We start from the raw sequence: 20,538 nt of genomic DNA on the forward strand, positions 1-20,538 counted from the left end.
TTTCCGGCCGTTTTCACCCCCAGCACCCCGTCCGGTTTCTCCCCCCTCCCTACTCTGTGTTCCATACCCAGCACGATCACGCGCAGGTCGACGCCAATCTGTGGCGCGGCCAGTCCAACGCCTCCGGCCTGCGCCATGGTCTCGAACATGTCGGCCACCAGTGCGTACAGCTCAGGGGCGCCGAACGACTCCACCTCGCGGGCGCGTTGCAGCAGGCGGGGGTCTCCCATGCGCAACAGGGTATGGATCATGTGCAGCTCGAGCAGAAATGCTGCAGCAAATTGCGCACACGTGCCATGGCCTTCTGAAGCGTGATGTCCACCTGGTCCATGCTGATCCGATGCTCGCTGTTACCGCGACCGGCCGCATGGTTGGCCACCACCAGGATTGCCGCGTAGGGCAGCTCAAGCTCGCGCGCCAGCACTGCTTCAGGCATGCCGGTCATGCCGACCACATCGGCGCCATCACGCTCCAGACGCGTGATTTCGGCCGCCGTTTCCAGGCGCGGTCCCTGTGTGGCCGCATAGGTACCGCCGTCAAAGATCGTCTCGCCGGCCTTGGCCGAGGCGGTCAGGATGCGCTGACGCAGGCCGGAATCATAAGGGTCAGTGAAATCGACCTGTACTACTTCCTGGTCTGGGCCATCGAAGAAGGTGGATTTGCGGCCCCAGGTGTAATCAATGATCTGATCCGGCACCAGCAGCGAACCCGGCTTGAAACGCTCTGCAATACCGCCGACGGAGGCCACCGAAATGATGGCCTCTGCGCCGGCATGTTTGAGCGCCCAGATGTTGGCTCGGTAGTTCACAGCATGCGGCGGAATCGTGTGACCGTAGCCGTGGCGGGCAATGAAAACGGTTTGCTGATCGCAGATATGACCAAACTGCAATGCGCCGGAAGGTTCCCCGTATGGCGTACGCACCACTTCACGCCGATCGATGTCCAGGGTGGAAAGCTTGCTCAGGCCACTGCCGCCGATGATTGCAATCATGTACGCACGGGTTCCAGATTCAGGGGCAGGAATCTTAGCACGCCCCCTGAAACAGCCCTGTCACTCAAAACCCGTCAGCGGAGCCCACTGTAAAACGAGGAAGAGGCTTTCAGGCAGCGAAGCGTGTCAGGCTGAGCATCAGTAATACCAGTACGTTGAGTACCAACGTCCGCCGTACTAGACCGACGAAACTCTGCAGATATTCGACCTCCGCCTCGTCGCCCGTCCCCAGCTCCGGGCGCTCCAGCAATTCACCGCTTTGCTGGATAGTCTGTCCGATACGGACACCCAGCGCTCCGGCACCTGCAGCCAGCAGAATGCCTTCGTTGCGATCCGGCCAGAGATTGGCCTGGGTACGCCAGCAGTAAGCGGCATCCTCGAAGTCACCCACGATGGAAAAGGCCATTGCAGTCACACGTGCCGGCAACCATTCGATCACGGTGAAGGCCTGGCGGGCGAACAGCCCGAAATCTCCCATCTCGGGCCCTTGCGCGGCCCCCCAATGGCGCGCGTAGAAGTCTGCCAGGCGGTACAGCACGGCACCGGCAGGCCCAAGCAATACGAAGCAGACGAAGATCGCGAAGACCTGACGATGTGCTCCGATGATCCCTTGTTCCAGCGCCAGGCGCACGATCTCGTGGGTGCCACTCTGTTCGTGCAGACGGCCACGCCAGGCGCCAATCTGCTGGCGCGCCAAAGGTAGATCCTGCGCGCGCAGAGCTGCGTGGATGCGCGTGTAGAAGTGACTGGCCTGGCGAAAGCCCATGGTCAGATACAGCACGACCACATCGAACAACAAGCCCAGCACACTCTGCACCGAATACAGCCAGTAATGCAGCCCGCCGACCACCGCGACCAGCGGCAACACCAGCAGGCACCAGGCAACCACGCCATGCCGGGCCTGTCCGTCATTGAAACGATCCTCGAAGAACTGCCCCAGCGCAATGAGCGCAGGGTGAAGGTAGCGTGCCGCATTGAGCGGACGGAACTGTTCGAGGACCAGGGTCAGGACAAGCGCGAGGAGAGTCATCGGAGAGCTTGGGGAAAAAGCTTTAAAGGCATGCGGGCAGGGCACGAAAGATAGCATATGCCTCGCCGGAATGCCTTGCGGCAGTTCGGGCGCAAGCGTAGGCGTTCAGACCTTGAAACGCCGTACAGCCTGGGCCAGTTCAGCCGCCAGCGCGTGCAGGCTGCGCGTCCCCTGATCCACTATGCCGACGGCCTGCGTGTTTGATTCACTCATGCTGGCGATCTGCTCCACCTGACCGGCAATCAACTGACTCGCCGAAGTCTGCTCTCGCAGTGCGTCATTGATTCGTACGCTGGCAGCACTGGCATGCACCGCCGCCTGGGCAATCCCTTCCATCAGGGAGCCAGATTCCCGTGCCTGCCGCATCTGCTGTTCAAATCCTTCCACAACGCCATGGGCATCTTGAATGGCATCACGTGTGCTGCCTTGAATCAGGTTGACCAGCTCCTGTATGCGCGAAGTCGCCCGCCCTGTGTCTTCGGCAAGCTTGCGAACCTCATCGGCCACCACGGCGAAGCCGCGCCCCTGCTCACCGGCGCGAGCGGCCTCAATGGCGGCGTTTAATGCCAGAAGATTGGTCTGATCGGCAATTTCCTTGACTGTTTGTACGATGCCGCTGATCGCATCGGAATGATTCCCCAGGGTTGCCAGCTTATCCGCCGTCAGTTGCACGCGCGCCAGCAGTTCCTCCAGTTGGCGGTTACCCGCGATGACGCTCTGCCCGCCCTGCTCCGCACCGGTGCGTGATTCGTGGGCCAGCTGCTCTGCTTCCTGCGCCGCGTCACCGACCTGACCAACGCTCACCGAGAGCTCCTCGATGGCGGCAGCGACTGCCGCAGCAGAGCCATTTTGCGTATCGGCCGCTTCCCTGACTTGCTGGACGGCTGAAGCGATGCTGACACTCTGTATCTGCAGAGCCTCCACCTGCCGATGAATGCCCTGCACGATCTGCTGAAAGCGAGAGAGCATGGCATTGAGCGCCACAGCGCACTGGCTTAGCTCATCGCCGCCCTGAGCGGTCGCTCGCAGCGCAAGATCCCAGTCTTGCTCGACCTTCTGCATCGTACCTTGCAGGCCCGTCACCGCACGCAAGACGGAGCGCGCGACAAGCCAGCCGGAAATGGCGAGCAAAAGCAGTACCACGACAGCCACCGTTGCCGTGACATAGGCCGACGCACTAGCCACCGCCTGGGCCTCGTGCCCGCGCGCCAATGCATTGGCTCTGGCGTGCGAGCCGATCTCTTCTTCCAGCTTGTCGAGCGCGCTTGCCAAGGAACGATCCATTCCCCGTACGGCCACATCCACGCGCTTGCCGGCCTCGGCATCCTCTCCGTCAAACTCCTTCAAGGCCGCACGATAGCGCTCACCAAGCAGCTTCAACTCCCCCAGAGCAGCCAGGGCTGGCGCTGCATCCATACCACCGGACTGCATCTGACCGGCAACCTGCGTCAGCGCTTCGGCTACCCATTTTTCCTCGTCCTCAAACTGACGCCAGTAACGCTCATAGGCTGCCCGATCGTTACCGCGGATGAGGATGTTCTTCCATTCCTGCACCTGCGTCTTGAAGCGAATTTGCGCCTGAGCCACGGAAAGCTGTAACGCGCTTTGCTGCATGGCCTGATCCAGCCCCTGAACCAATCGGGCGGACAGCCCCCATGTCTGCCACAGGCCGTAGCCTCCCAGCAGGATGACGGAAAACGCGCTGATCAGTACCAGCAGGATGAGTTTCTTGCGAATGGTCATGATGCTTCTCCCGCAGGATCTGCGTTGTTACGGCATTGCGCGAGGAAACTGGACCAGCTAAGCCCGTGGAATACCGGCCATGAAGGCTGCCAGCATCTGCAGGATGCCGGCGGTGGCTCCCCAGATGAAACGTCCGTTGCAGGGCAATGCAGGAATTTCCCGCAGCCCTCCTTGCCAATGGATGCGATGCGCCTGGTAATTCCTCTCATCGCAGGCAAAGGCCAGGGGTACTTCGAAAATCTCGGCCACCTCGAAAGGATCTGCCTGCAGCGCTGCTTCGGGTGCCAGCAAGGCCAGCACGGGCGTAATGCGGAAGTTGCTGGGCGTCGCATATTCCGGCAAGCACCCGAGCACTTCGACATCCCTGGCCAGCAACCCGATCTCCTCGTTCGATTCACGCAGGGCAGTGGCAATCAGACCAGCATCCTCGTCTTCCTGCCTTCCACCCGGGAAGCTGATCTGTCCGGCATGATGGTAAAGGTGGTCGGTGCGCCGGGTCAGTACCAATTGCAGACCATGCGCCCGTGGCAACAGACCGACCAACACCGCAGCGGGCGTCTGTCGCTCCTGCAGAGGCCAGGGAGGCTGCCAAGAGAACCCTGCCAATGCCTGGGGCGCATGCTGGCGCAGCTGCTCCACGCTTGGTGGCGGATTCGAGAACGACATCAGAAACGTTGGGTCAGCACCATGGTGCTGCCATCCCGGCGCATTTCCATTCGATTGAGAAAACTCATCCCCAGCAATACATAGGGCATATCTGCAGGCAGAACGACACCGTCGACGTCGTAAAGCGTGATATCGCCCACGGTCACGCGCGACAGGCGCACACGCCATGTCTGCACCACGCCATTGGCCGTACTGCTCAGACCGGCCTCACCCTTGCGGTAATCGATGCCCGCTCGGGTTGCAGCGCCGGTACTCATGGCGATCGAACTGGCCCCAGTATCAACCAGAAAACTGACACTGGCGCCATTGATGCTGCCTGATGTCACGAAATGGCCTCGAGCATCGGAGATCAATGTGACCTGCCGTGCCGTGCCCGTGCGAGGCCCCACGCTGACTTGGGTTTCTCCCAGGTGCAGCTCCCGCCGCAGCCCGGCGACCTCAATCACGGCGGAGGACTGAGCCACGCTGACCACGCGTACATCGCCAGCACTCTGCCCAGGTGCTACGAGGCGCGGCTTGCCACCATCGACAACCAGCAGTGCCTTGCCGCCCATGACACCGGTCAGCGAGACTTGCTGTGCCGCCGCAAGCCCGACGAAGCCCGTTAGAATCAATCCCGTCAAGCCGCGCAGCAATCCTTTGCACATGATTTCCCGTCCCATAGCCATCTTCCAGCACAGCGCCCTGGTCGGGCCAGGCTATTTTGCCAGCTTTCTCGATGCCCACGGATTGCCCTGGCGGCTCTTCCGTGCAGACCTTGGCAATTCCATACCGGAGTCTCCCTTGGATTTTGCTGGGCTGTGCTTCATGGGCGGAGAAATGAGCGTCAATGATCCACTACCCTGGCTGGAAGCCGAGCTGGCCCTGATCCGTCGTGCCGTGATGCAGGATATTCCGGTGATCGGCCACTGCCTGGGCGGCCAGTTGATGGCAAAGGCGCTTGGCGGCGTAGTCACGCGCAACCCGGTACGCGAGATCGGATGGGGCAACGTGCAGGTCGCTGATAATCAGTCCGCCCACGAATGGCTGCCGGGCCAGCAGGATTTCGCGGCCTTTCACTGGCACGGGGAAACATTCACCCTTCCCGATGGCGCCATCCCCTTGTTTGCCAGCACGCATTGCGCCAATCAGGCCTTCGCGCTGGGGCCCCATCTGGGCATGCAATGTCATGTCGAAATGACCGAGACGCTGATCGCTGGCTGGGTTACGAATTGGCACGATGAACTCTCTGCGCCCGATGCCCCTCTGAATTCCATTCAGAGCGCCAGGGCCTTGAATGAACGGACCGCCACCGCGTTGCCTGAGATGCGTCGCGTGGCTCATGGGCTCTACGAGAAATGGCTGGCTGGTGTGCATGCGCGCGAACTTGCGCGTACACTCCCGCCTTCCGAATGATCCACAGGCAGACTCAGGGTTTCCGCATGCAGGACAACGACGAAAGGATTGGCACCCCGCCTCTCCGGCTTCTGGTCGGCGCGCTGTTGGCGCTGTCCATTGCCGCCGTGACCACCATCACGCTGCTCGACCCCTTTTCCGCTCCGTCGGTCCCGACACTGACGCCGGAGGAGACGCCGCCACTTGGCGAGCCACTGGCCACCATCTATTTCAACCCCGGCGCGTCGGAACTGGCCAACGATTCGCGGGGCGCCATCCAGAAGATCTGGGAAGCCACGCAACTGGAGCCGGACAGCATTGTACTGATCTCGGGGTTTCACGACCCATCCGGCGATCCGGCCAGGAATGCCGAGCTGGCTAGGGAGCGTGCGCTCTCGGCCAAGGCCGCCCTGCTGATGGCCGGTGTGCCGGAACACAGGATCGTGTTGCGCCGCCCGGAGGAAGTGCCGGGGGCCGACATGCAGGAAGCACGCAGGGTTGACCTGCGCGTGCAGCCTCGGCTGCACCCCTGATCAGTCCTCGCTGCACTCCGCACAAGGCACCATGGCTGCATCGCTGCTGCAACGTTCGCTTGCCGCCGTCTGGCACCCCTGCACCCAGATGAAGGCGCACGAACAGATTCCGCTGATCCCCATCGCCCGTGCGGAAGGACCCTGGCTTTACACAGAGGATGGTCGGCGCCTTCTCGACACGATCAGTTCCTGGTGGGTCAACCTCTTCGGCCATTGCAATCCAAATATCAACGCCCTTCTGCGTGAGCAGCTCGAACGCCTGGAACACGTGATGCTTGCAGGCTTCACGCATGGCCCGGTCGTGGAGCTATCTGAACGCCTTGCCGCGCTTACGAACCATGTGCTCGGCCACGCCTTCTACGCTTCGGATGGCGCATCCGCCACCGAGATCGCCCTGAAGATGAGCCTGCATTACTGGCGCAACGGCGGCCGCCTGGGCAAAACACGCTTTCTCAGCCTTGCGGGCAGCTATCACGGGGAAACCGTGGGTGCGCTGGCCGTAACCGACATTCCGCTGTTCCGTGAGGCCTATGCGCCACTGGTCCGGGCGGCCGGCACCGTGCCTTCGCCGGACATTCGTCTGGCGGCGCCCGGCGAATCCGCCGAAGCCCATGCCTTGCGTGCCGCAGCGGCGCTGGAGGCCACACTGGCCGAACACCACCAGGAGATCGCCGCGCTGATCGTCGAACCCCTGGTGCAGTGTGCCGCCGGCATGGCGATGTATCACCCGGTCTATCTGCAACAGGCCCGAGCCTTGTGCGATCGATATGAAGTCCATTTGATCGCCGACGAGATAGCGGTTGGCTGCGGACGCACGGGTAATTTCTTCGCCTGCGAAGCCGCCGGGATCTGGCCGGATTTCCTGTGTCTTTCCAAAGGCATCTCGGGCGGCTACCTGCCGCTCTCTCTGGTGCTTTCCACCGACGCGATCTATCAGGCCTTCTACGCCGACGACACCCGGCGTGGATTCCTGCACTCGCATTCCTATACCGGCAATCCGCTGGCCTGTACGGCGGCGCTCGCCACACTGGATCTGTTCGCGCAGGCGGATGTGCTGAGCATGAACCGCGAGAGAGCCCGCTGGCTGGCAGAAGCGGCCATGCCCATCGGTGAGCATTCAGCGATCCGCCATCTACGCCAGCAAGGCATGATCCTCGCCTTCGATGTCGAGGGAGTGTCGGCGGACTTCGCCCGCCGCTGTTTCGCGCGAGGCCTGGAGAATGGCCTGCTGCTGCGGCCGATCGGCAATACGGTCTACTGGATGCCGCCCTATGTCCTGGACGAAACACAAAGCCGCTGGCTGGGCGAACAGACTTTCAAAACACTACATGAAACCCTGGCTGAATGAGACGCGCGCTGCACAGTGCCAGCCAGCGGCTGGGGCATGCGATCGGTTTCGCCGTGGGGCTGACGCTGCTGGTCTGGCTTGGTTTCGGGATGCAGCAGCTTACCGGCCTGACACCCGGTATCGTCCCCAGGACCTGGCAAGGGCTGATCCCTCTGCCGTTCATTTTTCTGTTTCACGCCAACGGCCAGCATCTGCTGGTCAACAGCGTTGCGCTTGTGCCGCTCGCAACGCTCTTCGCCTTGCGCATGCAGCGCTGGACACAGGCCTGTGCGCTTACGCTGGTGCTATCCATCAGCGGCGGCCTGATTGTCTGGCTGATCGGTAGTCCCGGCGTTCATCTCGGAGCCAGCCTGCTGGTGTTCGCCTACCTGGGGTTCCTGCTGGGCGGCTTCCATGCAACCGGGCAACACTTTGGCACCCTGCTCTGGCGGCTGCTGCTGGCTGGGCTGGCGTTATATCTTTTCTGGCCCCTGCTGCCCCAACTGCTAGTGATGGAGGACGGCGTTTCCTGGTCGGCCCATGCTGGCGGCGCGCTGGCAGGCCTGCTCTGGGGCATCCGCCGGAATTGATGCATCACCAGATGTGACACCGCCGCGCCAATCAGTCAAAATGCGAGCCTTTCAGCGAGCCACCCTGCTCGCACCATACGCGTACGGAAAGCCACCCAATGTCCGATCAGAACACCCAGCCAGCCGAGCAGACCGCTCAGGACGAGAATCACATCATCGCGGAACGCCGCAACAAACTGGCTGAGTGGCGCAAAACAGGCAAAGCCTATCCCAACGACTTTCGCCGCGAAAATCTCGCGCAGAAGCTGCACGATGCCTACGGTGACAGATCCCCCGAAGATCTGGATTCCGCATCGGTCAGCGTGACCGTGGCTGGACGCATCCTGCTCAAGCGCGTGATGGGCAAGGCCTCATTCATCACCATCCAGGACATGTCCGGCCGGATCCAGCTCTATGTCACCCGTGACGGTGTGGGCGAAGGGATCTATGCGGACTTCAAGACCTGGGACATCGGTGACATCGTTGGTACCACCGGCGCCCTGTTCAAGACCAAGACTGGTGAGCTGTCCGTGAAGTCGGACACGATCCGCCTGCTTTCCAAGTGCCTGCGCCCACTGCCGGACAAATTTCACGGCATGGCGGACATCGAGCAACGCTACCGCCAGCGCCATCTGGACCTCATCACGAATGAAGAGTCCAAAGCCACTTTCGTGGCACGCAGCAAGCTGATCTCGGCGATCCGCCGCTACATGGATGGTCACGGCTTCCTTGAAGTGGAAACGCCGATGATGCACCCCATTCCCGGCGGGGCTTCGGCCAAACCCTTCATCACGCACCACAACGCGCTGGACCAACAGATGTTCCTGCGCATCGCGCCGGAGCTGTATCTCAAGCGCCTAGTCGTCGGTGGTCTGGAAAAAGTCTACGAGATCAACCGCAACTTCCGCAACGAAGGCCTTTCGCCACGCCACAATCCGGAATTCACGATGATCGAATTCTATGAAGCCTATGCGGATTACCGTACGCTCATGGATTTCGTCGAAGGTCTCTTGCGTCACGCTGCACGCGAAGCACTGGGTACCGAGCAATTCCAGTATCAGGGGCGGGATCTAGACCTCGGCAAGCCTTTCGATCGCCTCACCGTCGTACAGGCGATCGTGAAGTACTGCCCGGAATTCACCGAAGCCCAGCTCAACGACGAAGCATGGCTGCGCGAGGAACTCGCCAAGCGGAAGGCTCTGCCGAAGGGCGAGGTCGGTCTTGGCGCATTGCAGTTGGCTTTCTTCGAAGAAACTGCCGAAGCTCAGTTGTGGAACCCGACCTTCATTATCGACTACCCGGTAGAGGTCTCTCCGCTGGCGCGAGCCTCCGACAAGAACCCTGGAATTACCGAGCGCTTCGAGCTCTTCATCGTCGGCCGTGAAATTGCCAACGCTTTCTCCGAGCTCAACGATCCAGAAGATCAGGCTGCCCGCTTCCAGGCACAGGCCAAGGCCAAGGATGCCGGCGATGAAGAAGCGATGTATTACGATGCAGACTACATCCGTACGCTGGAAACCGGCCTGCCGCCCACGGGTGGTTGCGGCATCGGCATTGACCGCCTGGTCATGCTGCTCACAGACAGCCCCGCGATCCGCGATGTGATCCTCTTCCCACAGATGCGCCCGGAGTAAGGCGCACAGCAAGACCCCCGACGAACCGGGCTCGCCTCCACACGAGCCCGGTTCTCGCATTCAGGCCCCGCATTCCGCACTCACTTTCGAATACACATAACCATGAACTTCTCTCTGATCAGCCCGATGCCTGAACTGGCCGAACGCATCGAACGCGAAGGCATCGTCCAGGGCAACGAAATCCTCAAGATCGACCACTTCCTCAACCATCGTATCGAACCCAGGTTCATGCAGCGCATGGCGCGAGAAATCGCCGCCCGGCTGCGCCAGTTCGAGCCGGACATGATCCTCACGGCTGAAGCCAGCGGCATCGCTCCCGGACTGATGGTAGCGCTCGAACTCGACATTCCGATGGTGTATGGCAAGAAATACCATCCGGACGTGGAAGTCCCCGCGCTCTCCCGTTGCATTCCTTCCCCCACCAAAGGTGGTGAAGTGAAGATGGTGGTTAGCCAGAAGTACCTCACGGCCGGGCAACGGGTCGCCATCGTCGACGACTTCCTCTCCAACGGCCGTACAGCCGCCGCATTGGTGGATATCACCAAGGAAGCCGACTGCACCCCCGTGGCAGCTGCTTTCCTCGTCGCCAAGAGCTTCAAGAAGGGGCATCAATTGATGGAAGCCGCCGGCGTGCCAGTCGTCACGCTTGCCCAAGTGGATGCACTGGTCGACGGCAAGGCGATCCTGCGCAAGGCCTGAAGAAAACGCACGAAAAAACAGCGGGCGCTGGACTTCTGAGCAAGACCTTATATAATGCGCGACTCGCGGAGAGGTGGCAGAGTGGTCGAATGTACCTGACTCGAAATCAGGCGTAGGTGTAAGCCTACCGTGGGTTCGAATCCCACCCTCTCCGCCACAAATAAAAAAACGCCCTACAGGGCGTTTTTTTTGTTCCTGTCCTACCCACATTCCGCTCATATTTACGCTCCCGCTTCAACGGAATCACTACCCAGCATGAACGGGGACAACTCAGCGTCACTATCGATAACGCCCTGTGTGTCTAGTGCCCTGAGACGACGGCTTAGCTGGGCTGCCCGATGAATTGACGGAACAGAAAGCACTGAAGGCTGGTCGCTACAATCGGTTTGCCGCCTGCACCGGTAGATTTCTCATTTCCCGTGACAAATTTGAAGCGCGCCCGCGCAAAACGCAACGCCTTAGCCGGCCCGCTTGATATTCGTCTCCTTCTTCAGGTCCACGATCACCTGCTTGGTATCTGTATTGCCGGAAGCCTGTAAGCCAGCGCCCCCGCCATGTCTGCAGACCATGCTTGATCGTATGCGGCGTCAGCTTACCCAACTCCAAACACTCGCGGATGTAGTCGTCTGCGACATTACCAAAAGTAAAGGGACATGACTTTTACACAGTTGTGTTGATTTTACGATCTGCCTTGGGGGGCCGCCGGAGTGGACGGATGCCAGAACCTGTTCAGTCTGTTTGTGGGCTTCCGTTGCGGAAGCCTCGCCATGTTGACCAACGCTTGTACGAATCGTTTATCGTACAGCTTGCGCTCGCAAAAATAAGCCCGAACGCGTTATGTCATCACGCAAACCCCGTCCGCTTCGCACCCCTACAGATCGTGTATCTTTCGCGGCCCCGAAAGGGCTTCAACGACACTGTCTGTCAGCTGATGGTGCCGGGAGGGGGACTCGAACCCCCACACCTTGCGGCGGCGGATTTTGAATCCGCTGCGTCTACCGATTCCGCCATCCCGGCACGGGAAGGCGCGCATTATCCACGATGCCCTTGAGCAACTCAAGCCAGATTTCATGCTTTCTCTCGACGATTTCGATTACCCACTCCCTCCCGAACTGATTGCCCAACATGCACTCGCTGATCGCGCCGCCTCGCGACTGCTGTTAGCGAAGCCCGATGCACTTGAAGACCGCGCTTTCCGCGACCTGCCACAACTGCTGCGTGCAAACGATCTGCTGGTATTCAACGACAGCCGGGTACTGCATGCACGACTGTTCGGCCAGAAGGAAACCGGCGGCCAGGTAGAGGTCATGGTCGAGCGTCCTATCGGCGATCACGAAGTACTGGCCATGGTACGTGCCAGCAAGTCGCCCAAGCCTGGAACCCGATTGCGCCTGATGGAAGCTTTCGATGCCGAAGTAGTGGGGCGCGCAGGAGCCAACGATGAATTCTTCCAGCTCCGTTTCCCTTCGGATGCCATGGCGGTGGATTACATCGAGCGTCACGGCCGCTTGCCGCTGCCGCCCTACATCGAACACGCCGCCACGGAAAGCGACGAATCCCGCTACCAGACGGTATACGCCCGCGAACTCGGCAGCGTGGCCGCCCCCACAGCAGGGCTGCATTTTGATGAATCACTGTTTGCAGAACTGGCTGCTATGGGCGTGCGCCGGGCTTTCGTGACCCTTCACGTAGGTGCAGGCACCTTTCAGCCAGTGCGCGAGCAGGATCTTTCCAGGCACAAGATGCATCGCGAGCTGTATTCGATTCCACAGGATACTGTCGATGCGGTGGCAGCCACGCGTGCCGCGGGTGGCCGCGTTATCTGCGTGGGAACCACTTCGTTGCGTGCGGTCGAATCCGCAGCGCAGGCCGGCACCTTGCGGGCGGGTAGCAGCGAAACCGGCATCTTCATCACGCCAGGATACGATTTTCGCGTGGCGGACGGACTGATCACCAACTTTCATCTGCCGAAGTCCACATTACTGATGTTGGTCTCGGCACTGGCCGGAATGGATACAATCCGCCGCGCCTATGCGCATGCCGTCGAGCAGCGGTACCGCTTCTTCAGCTACGGCGACGCAATGCTTCTAGAAAGAAACTGACTCTCTGATGAAATTCGAACTCCTCTCGACCTCTGGCCAAGCACGCCGGGGGCGTCTGCATCTGGCTCACGGCATCGTTGAAACGCCTGTATTCATGCCGGTAGGCACCTACGGCACGGTAAAGGCCATGAGCCCCCATGAGTTGCTGGATATTGGCGCACAGATCTGCTTGGGTAATACCTTCCATCTGTGGCTGCGGCCTGGAATGGAGGTGTTCAAACAATTTGGCGGCCTGCATGATTTCATGGGCTGGAGCAAACCGATCCTGACCGATTCTAGTGGTTTCCAGGTGTTCTCATTAGGCGCACTGCGCAAGATCAGCGAGGAAGGCGTGAAGTTTTCCTCTCCGATCAATGGCGACAAGCTCTTCCTCACGCCGGAGATCTCGATGCAGATCCAGCACGGGTTGAATAGCGACGTCGTGATGATCTTCGACGAGTGCACGCCCTACCCTGCGACCCGCGACGAAGCAGCGAAATCAATGCGCATGTCAGCTCGTTGGGCGCGCCGCTCTCGCGACGAACATGATCGCCTGGAGAATCGCAATGCGCTGTTCGGTATCGTGCAGGGGGGCATGTACGAAGACTTGCGTGATGAATCGCAGGGCGTGCTGGAAGGAATCGATTTCGACGGTTTCGCCATCGGCGGGCTGTCGGTCGGCGAGCCCAAGGAAGATTTCTACCGTGTACTGGCGCACACTGGCCCTCGCCTGCCAGCCTGGAAGCCGCATTACCTGATGGGCGTGGGGACTCCGGAAGATCTGGTCTACGGCGTTTCACAAGGCATCGACATGTTCGACTGCGTGATGCCTACCCGCAATGCTCGCAACGGCTGGCTGTTCACCCGCTGGGGGGATCTGAAGATCCGTAATGCCAAGCACAAACAGGACACCCGACCGATTGATGAGAGTTGCGAGTGCTACACCTGCCGCCATTTCTCGCGAGCCTATCTGCACCACCTGGATCGTGCCCAAGAGATGCTGGGGCCACGCTTGATGACGATCCACAACCTGCATTATTACCAACACCTGATGCGAGAAATCCGCGCAGCCATCGAGACGGATGACTACCCGGCCTTCCAGGCCCGCTTCGCCATCGAACGACAACGTGGCGCTTGACGCATGCCGGATATGCGCGGGCCGGGACTGTTATACTCGCGCGCTTCTTTGCTTTACACGACCTGGAGTCTGATGATGATTTCTGACGCTTTCGCTCAAACCGCCGCTGGCGCCCCTGCTGGTGGCGGCTGGATGGGAATGCTGCCGCTGGTACTGATGTTCGTGGTGCTGTATTTCCTCATGATCCGCCCGCAGATGAAGAAGGCCAAGGAGCACAAGTCAATGGTCGACGCGCTGGCTGCAGGCGACGAGGTCATCACCAATGGCGGTATCGCTGGCAAGGTGACCAGCGTGGGTGAGAATTTCGTCAAAGTTGAAGTGGCCAGCGGCGTCGAGCTGACTGTGCAAAAGCCGGCCATCGCTGCCGTGCTGCCCAAGGGCACGCTCAAGAACGCCTGAGCATGACAGCCCCGGCGCCAAGCCGGGGCTTTCTTCCATTTCTCTGCCCAGATTCCCATCATGAACCGTTATCCGCTCTGGAAGAACCTGATGATCGCCGTGGTGCTGATCTTGGGCTTCCTCTATACCCTGCCGAACTTCTACGGAGAAGTGCCTGCAGTCCAGATTTCTGCCGCGCGTTCCACCGTCAGCGTAGATGATGGTGTTGAACGCCGGATCGATGAGGCGCTCAAGGCTGCCGGCATCAACCCGACCGGCAAGCTCCGTGACGCCACGGGGCTGCGCGTCCGCCTGTCCGACGTTGAAACCCAGACCCGTGCCAAGGATCTCATTGAGCATACGCTCAACCCCGATCCGCAAAGCCCTTCCTTCGTGGTCGCCCTTAACCTGCTATCCGCCAGCCCTGAATGGCTGACCCGGATCGGTGCCCTGCCGATGTACCTGGGTCTGGACTTGCGCGGTGGCGTGCACTTCATGCTCGAAGTCGACATGGATGGCGCCATCACCAAGCAGCTGGATGTTACCGCCAGCGATTTCCGCAGCGTAATGCGTGACAAGCGGATCCGCCATGGTGGCGTGAGCCGCGATGGCGAACAGATCACGACACGCCTGCGTAGCGCCGAGGATCGCAACGCGGCTCGCGACGCGATCACCGCCACCCGTAACGATCTGCAATTCCAGGAACGCAACGAAGGGCAGGATTTCCTGCTGCTCGCCACGCTTTCCCAACAGGCGCGCAAGCAGATCCAGGAAGACGCGATCAAGCAGAACATCGTCACCCTGCACAACCGAGTGAATGAGCTCGGCGTTGCGGAGCCCGTGATCCAGCAACAGGGAGCCAATCGCATCGTGGTGCAGCTGCCTGGCATCCAGGATGTTTCCCGCGCCAAGGATCTGATCGGCCGGACTGCCACGCTGGAAGTGCGCATGGTGGCCGAGAACGTCAACCCCATGGATCCTCCGGCGGGTGTCGACACCTATCCCGAATTGCGTGACGGGCGCGAGTTGCCCGTGGCCGTACGCAAGCAGGTAGTGCTGACCGGAGACCGTTTCGTCTCCGCGCAATCCACCTTCGACAACAACCAGCGTCCTGCCGTTTCGGTGCGTCTGGATGCCGCTGGCGGCAACGTCATGCGCCAGGTAACGCGCGACAACATCGGCAAACCGATGGCAATCATCCTGTTTGAAAAGGGCAAGGGTGAAGTCATCTCGGTCGCCAATATCCAGGGCGAATTCGGCAACCAGTTCCAGATCACCGGCAGCTTCTCCACGCAGGACACCAATCGCTTGGCCATCCTGATCCGTTCCGGCTCCCTGGCTGCGCCGATGGACATCATTGAAGAGCGCACGATCGGCCCGAGTCTGGGCAAGGACAACATCGAAAAGGGCTTCCATTCGACAGCTTGGGGCTTCGCCGTTATCGCGGTTTTCATGTGCATCTACTATGTCGGCTTCGGTCTGATCTCCACGCTCGCCCTTGCAGCCAACCTGTTGTTGCTGATCGCGCTGCTTTCCCTGTTCCAGCTCACGCTGACATTGCCGGGCATCGCTGCCATCGCGCTGACACTGGGTATGGCCATCGATGCCAACGTGCTGATCAATGAGCGGATACGCGAGGAGCTCAGAGCAGGCGTCAGCCCGCAACTGGCCATCAGCGAGGGCTACAGCCGGGCGTTCGACACGATTTTTGACTCGAACCTCACCACGCTGATTGTCGGCATCGCCCTGCTCGCCTTCGGCTCCGGGCCGGTTCGTGGCTTCGCCGTAGTGCACTGCTTGGGCATCCTGACCTCGATTTTCAGCGCTGTGCTCATTTCGCGCATGCTGTCGAACTTCGTATATGGCTATCGTCGCAAGATCGACTCGGTATCCATCGGCCATATTTGGAAACCTGCAGACTGATCGCAGGAGGGAACATTCATGGAACTCTTCCGTATCAAGAAAGACATTGCCTTCATGCGTCATGCGAAGGTCTTCAACGCGATTTCGTTCGCGACCTTCCTGATCGCAGTCGCAATCCTGTTCTCCAAGGGGCTGCACCTGTCGGTGGAATTCACCGGCGGTACGCTGATGGAGTTGCAATACACCCAGGCGCCATCTTCGCTTGAGCCTATCCGCGACACCCTGACATCCCAAGGGCTGGCTGATTCGCAGGTGCAGACCTTCGGTAGCACTCGCGACATCCTCATCCGCGTGCCCAACCGCACGAATCAGAGTTCGGCAGCCGTCTCCACGACCGTTTTCGGTGCGATCTGCGAGAGCTCCAGGGGTGCCGTACGCAGTGTCAGCTACCAGGGCCCGCAAGGAGAACAGCTTTCCCACGAAGCCTGTTTCGATGCGGGAGACAAGGAAATCGTCAACGTCAAACGCGTCGAATTCGTGGGCCCGCAAGTGGGCGAAGAGCTTGCCACGGACGGAGCAATGGCGCTGCTGGTGGTGATCCTGGGGATCGTGGCCTATCTGGCCGTGCGTTTCGAATGGCGCTTCGCCGTGTCCACCATCGTCGCCAACCTGCACGACGTCGTGATCATCCTGGGCTTCTTCTCTCTCTTCCAGTGGGAGTTTTCGCTACCGGTACTGGCGGCCGTGCTGGCCGTACTGGGTTATTCGGTGAACGAATCCGTGGTGGTGTTCGACCGTGTGCGCGAAACCCTGCGTAACAGTCGCCTGCGTGGCATGACCATTCCGCAGGTGCTGGATCACGCGATCACCCGCACCATTTCGCGCACCATCATCACCCACGGCAGCACCCAGGCCATGGTGCTGTGTATGTTGTTCTTCGGCGGCCCCAGCCTGCACTACTTTGCCATCGCGCTGACCATTGGCATCTGCTTCGGCATCTATTCCTCGGTGCTGGTGGCAGGCCCGATGGCAATGTGGCTCGGCATCTCGCGCGAGCATTTCATCAAGGCTGCGGTGAAAAAGGATGAAGCCGTGGTCTGATCAACCAAACGGCCCGCAACAAAGGAAACGGCTCCCGAGGGAGCCGTTTTTCTTTGCCGATCTTTGAGCCATCATGAATGCAAACCCGACACAGGAGAAATCCATGCAAAGCTCTTCATCCTCCGAAAACCAGAAGCGCATTCTCCTCTGGGATCTGCCCCTGCGCCTGTTCCACTGGGCACTGCTGCTTTGCGTGGCCGGTGCGCTGCTCAGCATCAACTTGGCTGATGATTGGGCCGATGGACTGGACTGGCATCTGCGCTTCGGGCTCGCTGCACTGAGTCTGCTGCTGTTCCGCCTGATCTGGGGGTTCGTTGGCGGCAGCCATGCCCGCTTCGGCAGTTTCCTGCCAGGGCCAGGCCGTCTGTTCGCATTCCTGAGGGATGCTCGCCAACGTGCCCTGCCTTCGGTGGGCCACAATCCGCTGGGGGCACTTTCGGTGATCGCCATGCTTGCCTCCTTGTCGTTCCAGGCAATTTCCGGCCTTTTCATCAGCGATGGCTTCATGCTTGAGGGGCCGCTCTACAAGCATGTCAGCGAAAGCACGGCAGACTGGTTGATCCGTGCTCACCTGTTCAATGCCTGGATCATCCCAGTGCTGATCGCTCTGCACATTGCAGCCATCGTGTTCTACAGGCTGTTCAAGAAGGATGACCTGCTCTCCCCGATGATCACGGGACGAAAAACGCTGCCCAGGCAATTCGAGACGCAGTTGTCGCGCGGAGGGCACTGGGTGTTGGGGCTGCTTGTCTTTTTGCTCTGCGCGGTAGCAGTGTGGCTGATCAGCCGGGCATGACAAAGGCCTGCACAAGGCAGGCCTTTGTCACCTTTGAGCGAGAATTCATGCGGCCTTGCATTCAAGCCGCAGTCACTGCTCTAGCACGGCCGTATCAACGCACGCGGTAATCGTCGTGACATCCCTTGCAGGTCTTGCCCAGTTCCCCCCAGGGCAACCTGCAGCGACTTCTGCTCGCCGGCAGCCGCTGGCAAAGCCTGGGCCGCTTGCACGAAGCGTGCGTATGCAGCCTGGAATTTATCCGGCTCGCTCCAGATCTTTGGTGAGGCCTTATGCGTGCCCACATTCGTACCCGGCCCGAAAGCTCCCAGTGCCAAAGGCATCTCTGCCAGCCCTGCGATGATGGCCGCATGCCGCGCCGCGACGCCCTGATCGAACGGCTCGGCCCCTTTGGCAAATCCTGTGAGCACGCCGACGCTGCGCCCTGTCACGGTCATCACCGACTGCCTGTATTTCACTTGGTCCTCCGGCTTGGCCTGCGCCAATACCGATCCAGTCAACAACGCTGCACTCAAGAAAACAAGCAAACGGCGGATGTTCATGACCTTTTCCTCTCTGTGTTTTCGGATTCAGCGTCCTGGGTGGAAACGCGGCAAGCACCGATCAGCTGTCGGTACCGGCAAATACATGCTTGACCGTCAAGGTCTTGCCATCAAGCACGAGTTGCAGCAGTCGATCGATATTGGGATGTTTGTCAGGATTCAGCCGCGCATCCTCGGTATGTTCCGCATACAACTCCAGTCCCTTCTGTGCGGCTTCCGCAGTGATCGCTCCGTAAAACTGGGCCAGATGGTTGTAGACCGCCAGCGAACCGATCTGGCCGGGTTTATGCTCGATGCGTGCGGCAAGCGTCTCACCGTCGTATAAATCGATAGCTGCCAGATGGGAAACACCGGGAAGTTGTTTGAGATTGTCGGCAAAGGCCATGTCCTTGTTTCCTGTGATGAAGGGGAGCGCCGATTCTAACCGGCTGAAGGATCGGGTCGGCTTGCGGGCGGGTTGTTTGTATAATTCGCCGCTTGCCTGAAAGTGGAACCCATGAGCACTCTGCCGCACGAAATCGCCCGCCGACGCACCTTTGCCATCATTTCTCACCCTGACGCGGGTAAGACGACTCTGACCGAAAAGCTGCTGTGGTTCGGCGGCGCGATCCAGGTTGCTGGTGAAGTCCGCGCGCGCAAGGCCGCCCGACACGCTACGTCCGACTGGATGGAGTTGGAAAAGCAGCGGGGCATCTCCGTCACTTCGTCGGTGATGCAGTTCCCGTACCGCGACGCCATCGTCAACCTGCTGGACACGCCGGGACACGAGGACTTCTCTGAAGACACCTACCGCACGCTCACTGCCGTGGATTCCGCGGTGATGGTGATCGACTCGGTCAACGGCGTGGAGTCGCGCACGATCCAGTTGCTGCACGTGTGCCGCATGCGCGATACCCCCATCCTCACCTTCATCAACAAGCTCGACCGCGAAGGCAAGGAGCCGATCAACCTGCTCGACGAAATCGAATCCACGCTGGAGATGGAGTGCGCCCCGATGATCTGGCCGATCGGCATGGGCAAGCGCTTCCGCGGCGTGTATCACCTCTACAACGACACGATTTCCTTCTTCGACCCGCACGCCGAGAAAGGTACGTCGGAAATCATCGAAGGGCTGAGCAATCCGTGCCTGGACGAACTCATCGGTGAGCAAGCCGAGGAGTTGCGCATGGAGGTCGAGCTCGTGCGCGGAGCCTCGCACGCCTTTGACAAGCAGAAATATCTCGACGGCAAACAGACGCCGGTGTTCTTCGGCTCCGGGGTGAACAACTTCGGAGTGCAGTCGGTACTCGATGCACTGGTCGACTACGCCCCTGCCCCGCTGATCCGCCCTGCGGAAAGCCGTGCCGTGGCGCCGGACGAAACGAAGTTCTCGGGCTTCGTCTTCAAGATCCAGGCCAACATGGATCCCAAGCACCGTGACCGCATCGCGTTCCTGCGCGTATGCTCCGGCCGCTTCGAACGTGGCATGAAGATCAAACAGGTTTCGCAGGCCAAGCAACTCGCCGTCAACAACGCCATCACCTTCATGGCGCAGGATCGCAACACTACCGACGAAGCATTCCCCGGCGACATCATCGGGATCCCGAACCACGGCACGATCCGTCTCGGCGATACCTTTACCGAAGGTGAGGATCTGAAGTTCACCGGTATTCCATCGTTTGCCCCCGAGCTATTCAGACGCGCGCAGATCCGTAATCCGCTGAAGATGAAACAGTTGCAGAAGGGCCTTCAGCAGCTCGCCGAAGAAGGTGCCACCCAGCTCTTCAAGCCATTGGCCTCCAACGACCTGATTCTAGGCGCCGTGGGGGTGCTGCAGTTTGACGTGGTGGCCCACCGCCTGGCCAGCGAATACGGCGTGGAATGCGTATTCGAATCCTGTACCTGGGCGACCGCGCGCTGGTTGCGCGGTAAGGATGACGACATCAAGGCACTGCTGGACAAAGCGCCGGCAAACATGGCGCTGGATGGCTCGGGCGATTACGTGTATCTCGCGCCCAACCGCGTCAACCTGCAGATGGCGCAGGAACGCCACCCCAACGTACAGTTCCTGGAAACGCGCGAAATCTACTGAGC

21 protein-coding genes and 2 tRNA genes are annotated in these 20,538 nt (G+C 60.2%); 14 read left to right on the forward strand and 9 right to left on the reverse strand.

Features of this window, described 5'->3' with window-relative positions; genetic code table 11:
* The 6 genes from BGI27_RS12510 to BGI27_RS12535 form a co-directional block, all read right to left on the reverse strand.
* Positions 1-251 (reverse strand): peptide deformylase (locus tag BGI27_RS12510; RefSeq protein WP_172425485.1); only part of this gene is annotated, 251 nt, incomplete at its 3' end.
* A complete protein-coding gene (locus BGI27_RS12515; protein WP_095525199.1) occupies positions 248-991 on the reverse strand; it encodes an S-methyl-5'-thioinosine phosphorylase in 744 nt (247 codons plus the stop codon). The genes BGI27_RS12515 and BGI27_RS12510, both read right to left, overlap by 4 nt.
* A 109-nt stretch (positions 992-1,100) precedes the next feature.
* On the reverse strand, positions 1,101-2,021 hold the full coding sequence (locus BGI27_RS12520) for a CobD/CbiB family protein (protein ID WP_095525200.1): 921 nt from the start codon (positions 2,019-2,021) through the stop codon (positions 1,101-1,103).
* 105 nt (positions 2,022-2,126) lie between these two features.
* Positions 2,127-3,764, reverse strand: coding sequence for a methyl-accepting chemotaxis protein (locus tag BGI27_RS12525; protein ID WP_095525201.1), 1,638 nt, complete (start codon positions 3,762-3,764; stop codon positions 2,127-2,129).
* Positions 3,765-3,821: 57 nt separating this feature from the next.
* Positions 3,822-4,430, reverse strand: coding sequence for a CoA pyrophosphatase (locus BGI27_RS12530; RefSeq protein ID WP_095525202.1), 609 nt, complete (start codon positions 4,428-4,430; stop codon positions 3,822-3,824).
* Positions 4,430-5,077, reverse strand: a complete 648-nt coding sequence (locus BGI27_RS12535) for a retropepsin-like aspartic protease family protein (RefSeq protein ID WP_095525203.1) — start codon at positions 5,075-5,077, stop codon at positions 4,430-4,432. Before BGI27_RS12535 ends, BGI27_RS12530 begins: the two co-directional genes overlap by 1 nt.
* Between BGI27_RS12535 and BGI27_RS12540 the strand changes: the two genes are divergently transcribed.
* From BGI27_RS12540 to BGI27_RS12570, 7 genes are all read left to right on the forward strand, one after another.
* Positions 5,076-5,825 carry a type 1 glutamine amidotransferase gene (locus tag BGI27_RS12540; protein WP_095525204.1) on the forward strand — a complete coding sequence of 250 codons (750 nt, stop codon included), beginning with the start codon at positions 5,076-5,078 and terminating at the stop codon, positions 5,823-5,825. The two genes, BGI27_RS12535 and BGI27_RS12540, sit on opposite strands and share 2 nt — an antisense overlap.
* Before the next feature lie 26 nt (positions 5,826-5,851).
* Complete coding sequence (locus BGI27_RS12545) at positions 5,852-6,337, forward strand: OmpA family protein (protein WP_170943036.1); 486 nt, start codon at positions 5,852-5,854, stop codon at positions 6,335-6,337.
* Positions 6,338-6,368: 31 nt separating this feature from the next.
* Positions 6,369-7,685, forward strand: coding sequence for an adenosylmethionine--8-amino-7-oxononanoate transaminase (bioA, locus tag BGI27_RS12550; RefSeq protein WP_095525227.1), 1,317 nt, complete (start codon positions 6,369-6,371; stop codon positions 7,683-7,685).
* Positions 7,682-8,254, forward strand: a complete 573-nt coding sequence (locus BGI27_RS12555; protein ID WP_095525206.1) for a rhomboid family intramembrane serine protease — start codon at positions 7,682-7,684, stop codon at positions 8,252-8,254. The genes bioA and BGI27_RS12555 overlap by 4 nt, the downstream gene beginning before the upstream one ends.
* 98 nt (positions 8,255-8,352) lie before the next feature.
* Entirely contained in the window at positions 8,353-9,867 is a 1,515-nt protein-coding gene (gene lysS / locus BGI27_RS12560) for a lysine--tRNA ligase (RefSeq protein ID WP_095525207.1), read from the forward strand.
* A gap of 102 nt (positions 9,868-9,969) precedes the next feature.
* Complete coding sequence (xpt, locus tag BGI27_RS12565) at positions 9,970-10,566, forward strand: xanthine phosphoribosyltransferase (protein ID WP_095525208.1); 597 nt, start codon at positions 9,970-9,972, stop codon at positions 10,564-10,566.
* Positions 10,567-10,633: 67 nt separating this feature from the next.
* Positions 10,634-10,723 (forward strand) — tRNA-Ser (locus BGI27_RS12570).
* 775 nt (positions 10,724-11,498) lie between these two features.
* Here BGI27_RS12570 and BGI27_RS12575 read toward each other — a convergent pair.
* Positions 11,499-11,583 (reverse strand) — tRNA-Leu (locus BGI27_RS12575).
* A 53-nt stretch (positions 11,584-11,636) separates the two neighbouring features.
* On the opposite strand from BGI27_RS12575, the gene queA reads away from it, so the two are divergent.
* The 6 genes from queA (at position 11,637) to BGI27_RS12605 (ending at position 17,923) form a co-directional block, all read left to right on the forward strand.
* On the forward strand, positions 11,637-12,668 hold the full coding sequence (queA, locus tag BGI27_RS12580; RefSeq protein ID WP_095525209.1) for a tRNA preQ1(34) S-adenosylmethionine ribosyltransferase-isomerase QueA: 1,032 nt from the start codon (positions 11,637-11,639) through the stop codon (positions 12,666-12,668).
* Between the two features lie 7 nt (positions 12,669-12,675).
* Positions 12,676-13,785: a tRNA guanosine(34) transglycosylase Tgt gene (gene tgt, locus BGI27_RS12585; protein WP_095525210.1), complete on the forward strand. Its 1,110-nt coding sequence runs from the start codon at positions 12,676-12,678 to the stop codon at positions 13,783-13,785.
* 72 nt (positions 13,786-13,857) lie between these two features.
* Positions 13,858-14,184, forward strand: a complete 327-nt coding sequence (gene yajC / locus BGI27_RS12590) for a preprotein translocase subunit YajC (RefSeq protein WP_095525211.1) — start codon at positions 13,858-13,860, stop codon at positions 14,182-14,184.
* A gap of 60 nt (positions 14,185-14,244) precedes the next feature.
* A complete protein-coding gene (gene secD, locus BGI27_RS12595; protein WP_095525212.1) occupies positions 14,245-16,086 on the forward strand; it encodes a protein translocase subunit SecD in 1,842 nt (613 codons plus the stop codon).
* An 18-nt stretch (positions 16,087-16,104) separates the two neighbouring features.
* Positions 16,105-17,127 carry a protein translocase subunit SecF gene (secF, locus tag BGI27_RS12600; protein ID WP_095525213.1) on the forward strand — a complete coding sequence of 341 codons (1,023 nt, stop codon included), beginning with the start codon at positions 16,105-16,107 and terminating at the stop codon, positions 17,125-17,127.
* Between the two features lie 103 nt (positions 17,128-17,230).
* A complete protein-coding gene (locus tag BGI27_RS12605; RefSeq protein WP_170943035.1) occupies positions 17,231-17,923 on the forward strand; it encodes a cytochrome b/b6 domain-containing protein in 693 nt (230 codons plus the stop codon).
* 80 nt (positions 17,924-18,003) lie between these two features.
* Here the strand turns inward: BGI27_RS12605 and BGI27_RS12610 are convergent, their stop codons facing one another.
* Together BGI27_RS12610 and BGI27_RS12615 are read right to left on the reverse strand one after the other, a co-directional pair.
* Positions 18,004-18,465, reverse strand: coding sequence for a c-type cytochrome (locus BGI27_RS12610; RefSeq protein ID WP_095525215.1), 462 nt, complete (start codon positions 18,463-18,465; stop codon positions 18,004-18,006).
* Between the two features lie 61 nt (positions 18,466-18,526).
* On the reverse strand, positions 18,527-18,850 hold the full coding sequence (locus BGI27_RS12615) for a DUF2322 family protein (protein WP_095525216.1): 324 nt from the start codon (positions 18,848-18,850) through the stop codon (positions 18,527-18,529).
* 111 nt (positions 18,851-18,961) lie between these two features.
* Between BGI27_RS12615 and BGI27_RS12620 the strand changes: the two genes are divergently transcribed.
* Positions 18,962-20,536 (forward strand): peptide chain release factor 3, encoded by a 1,575-nt coding sequence (locus BGI27_RS12620; protein WP_095525217.1) that lies wholly within the window; start codon positions 18,962-18,964, stop codon positions 20,534-20,536.
* Positions 20,537-20,538 lie beyond the last annotated feature (2 nt).

It is taken from the genome of Candidatus Dactylopiibacterium carminicum (assembly GCF_014736495.1).
GTDB lineage: Bacteria > Pseudomonadota > Gammaproteobacteria > Burkholderiales > Rhodocyclaceae > Uliginosibacterium > Uliginosibacterium carminicum.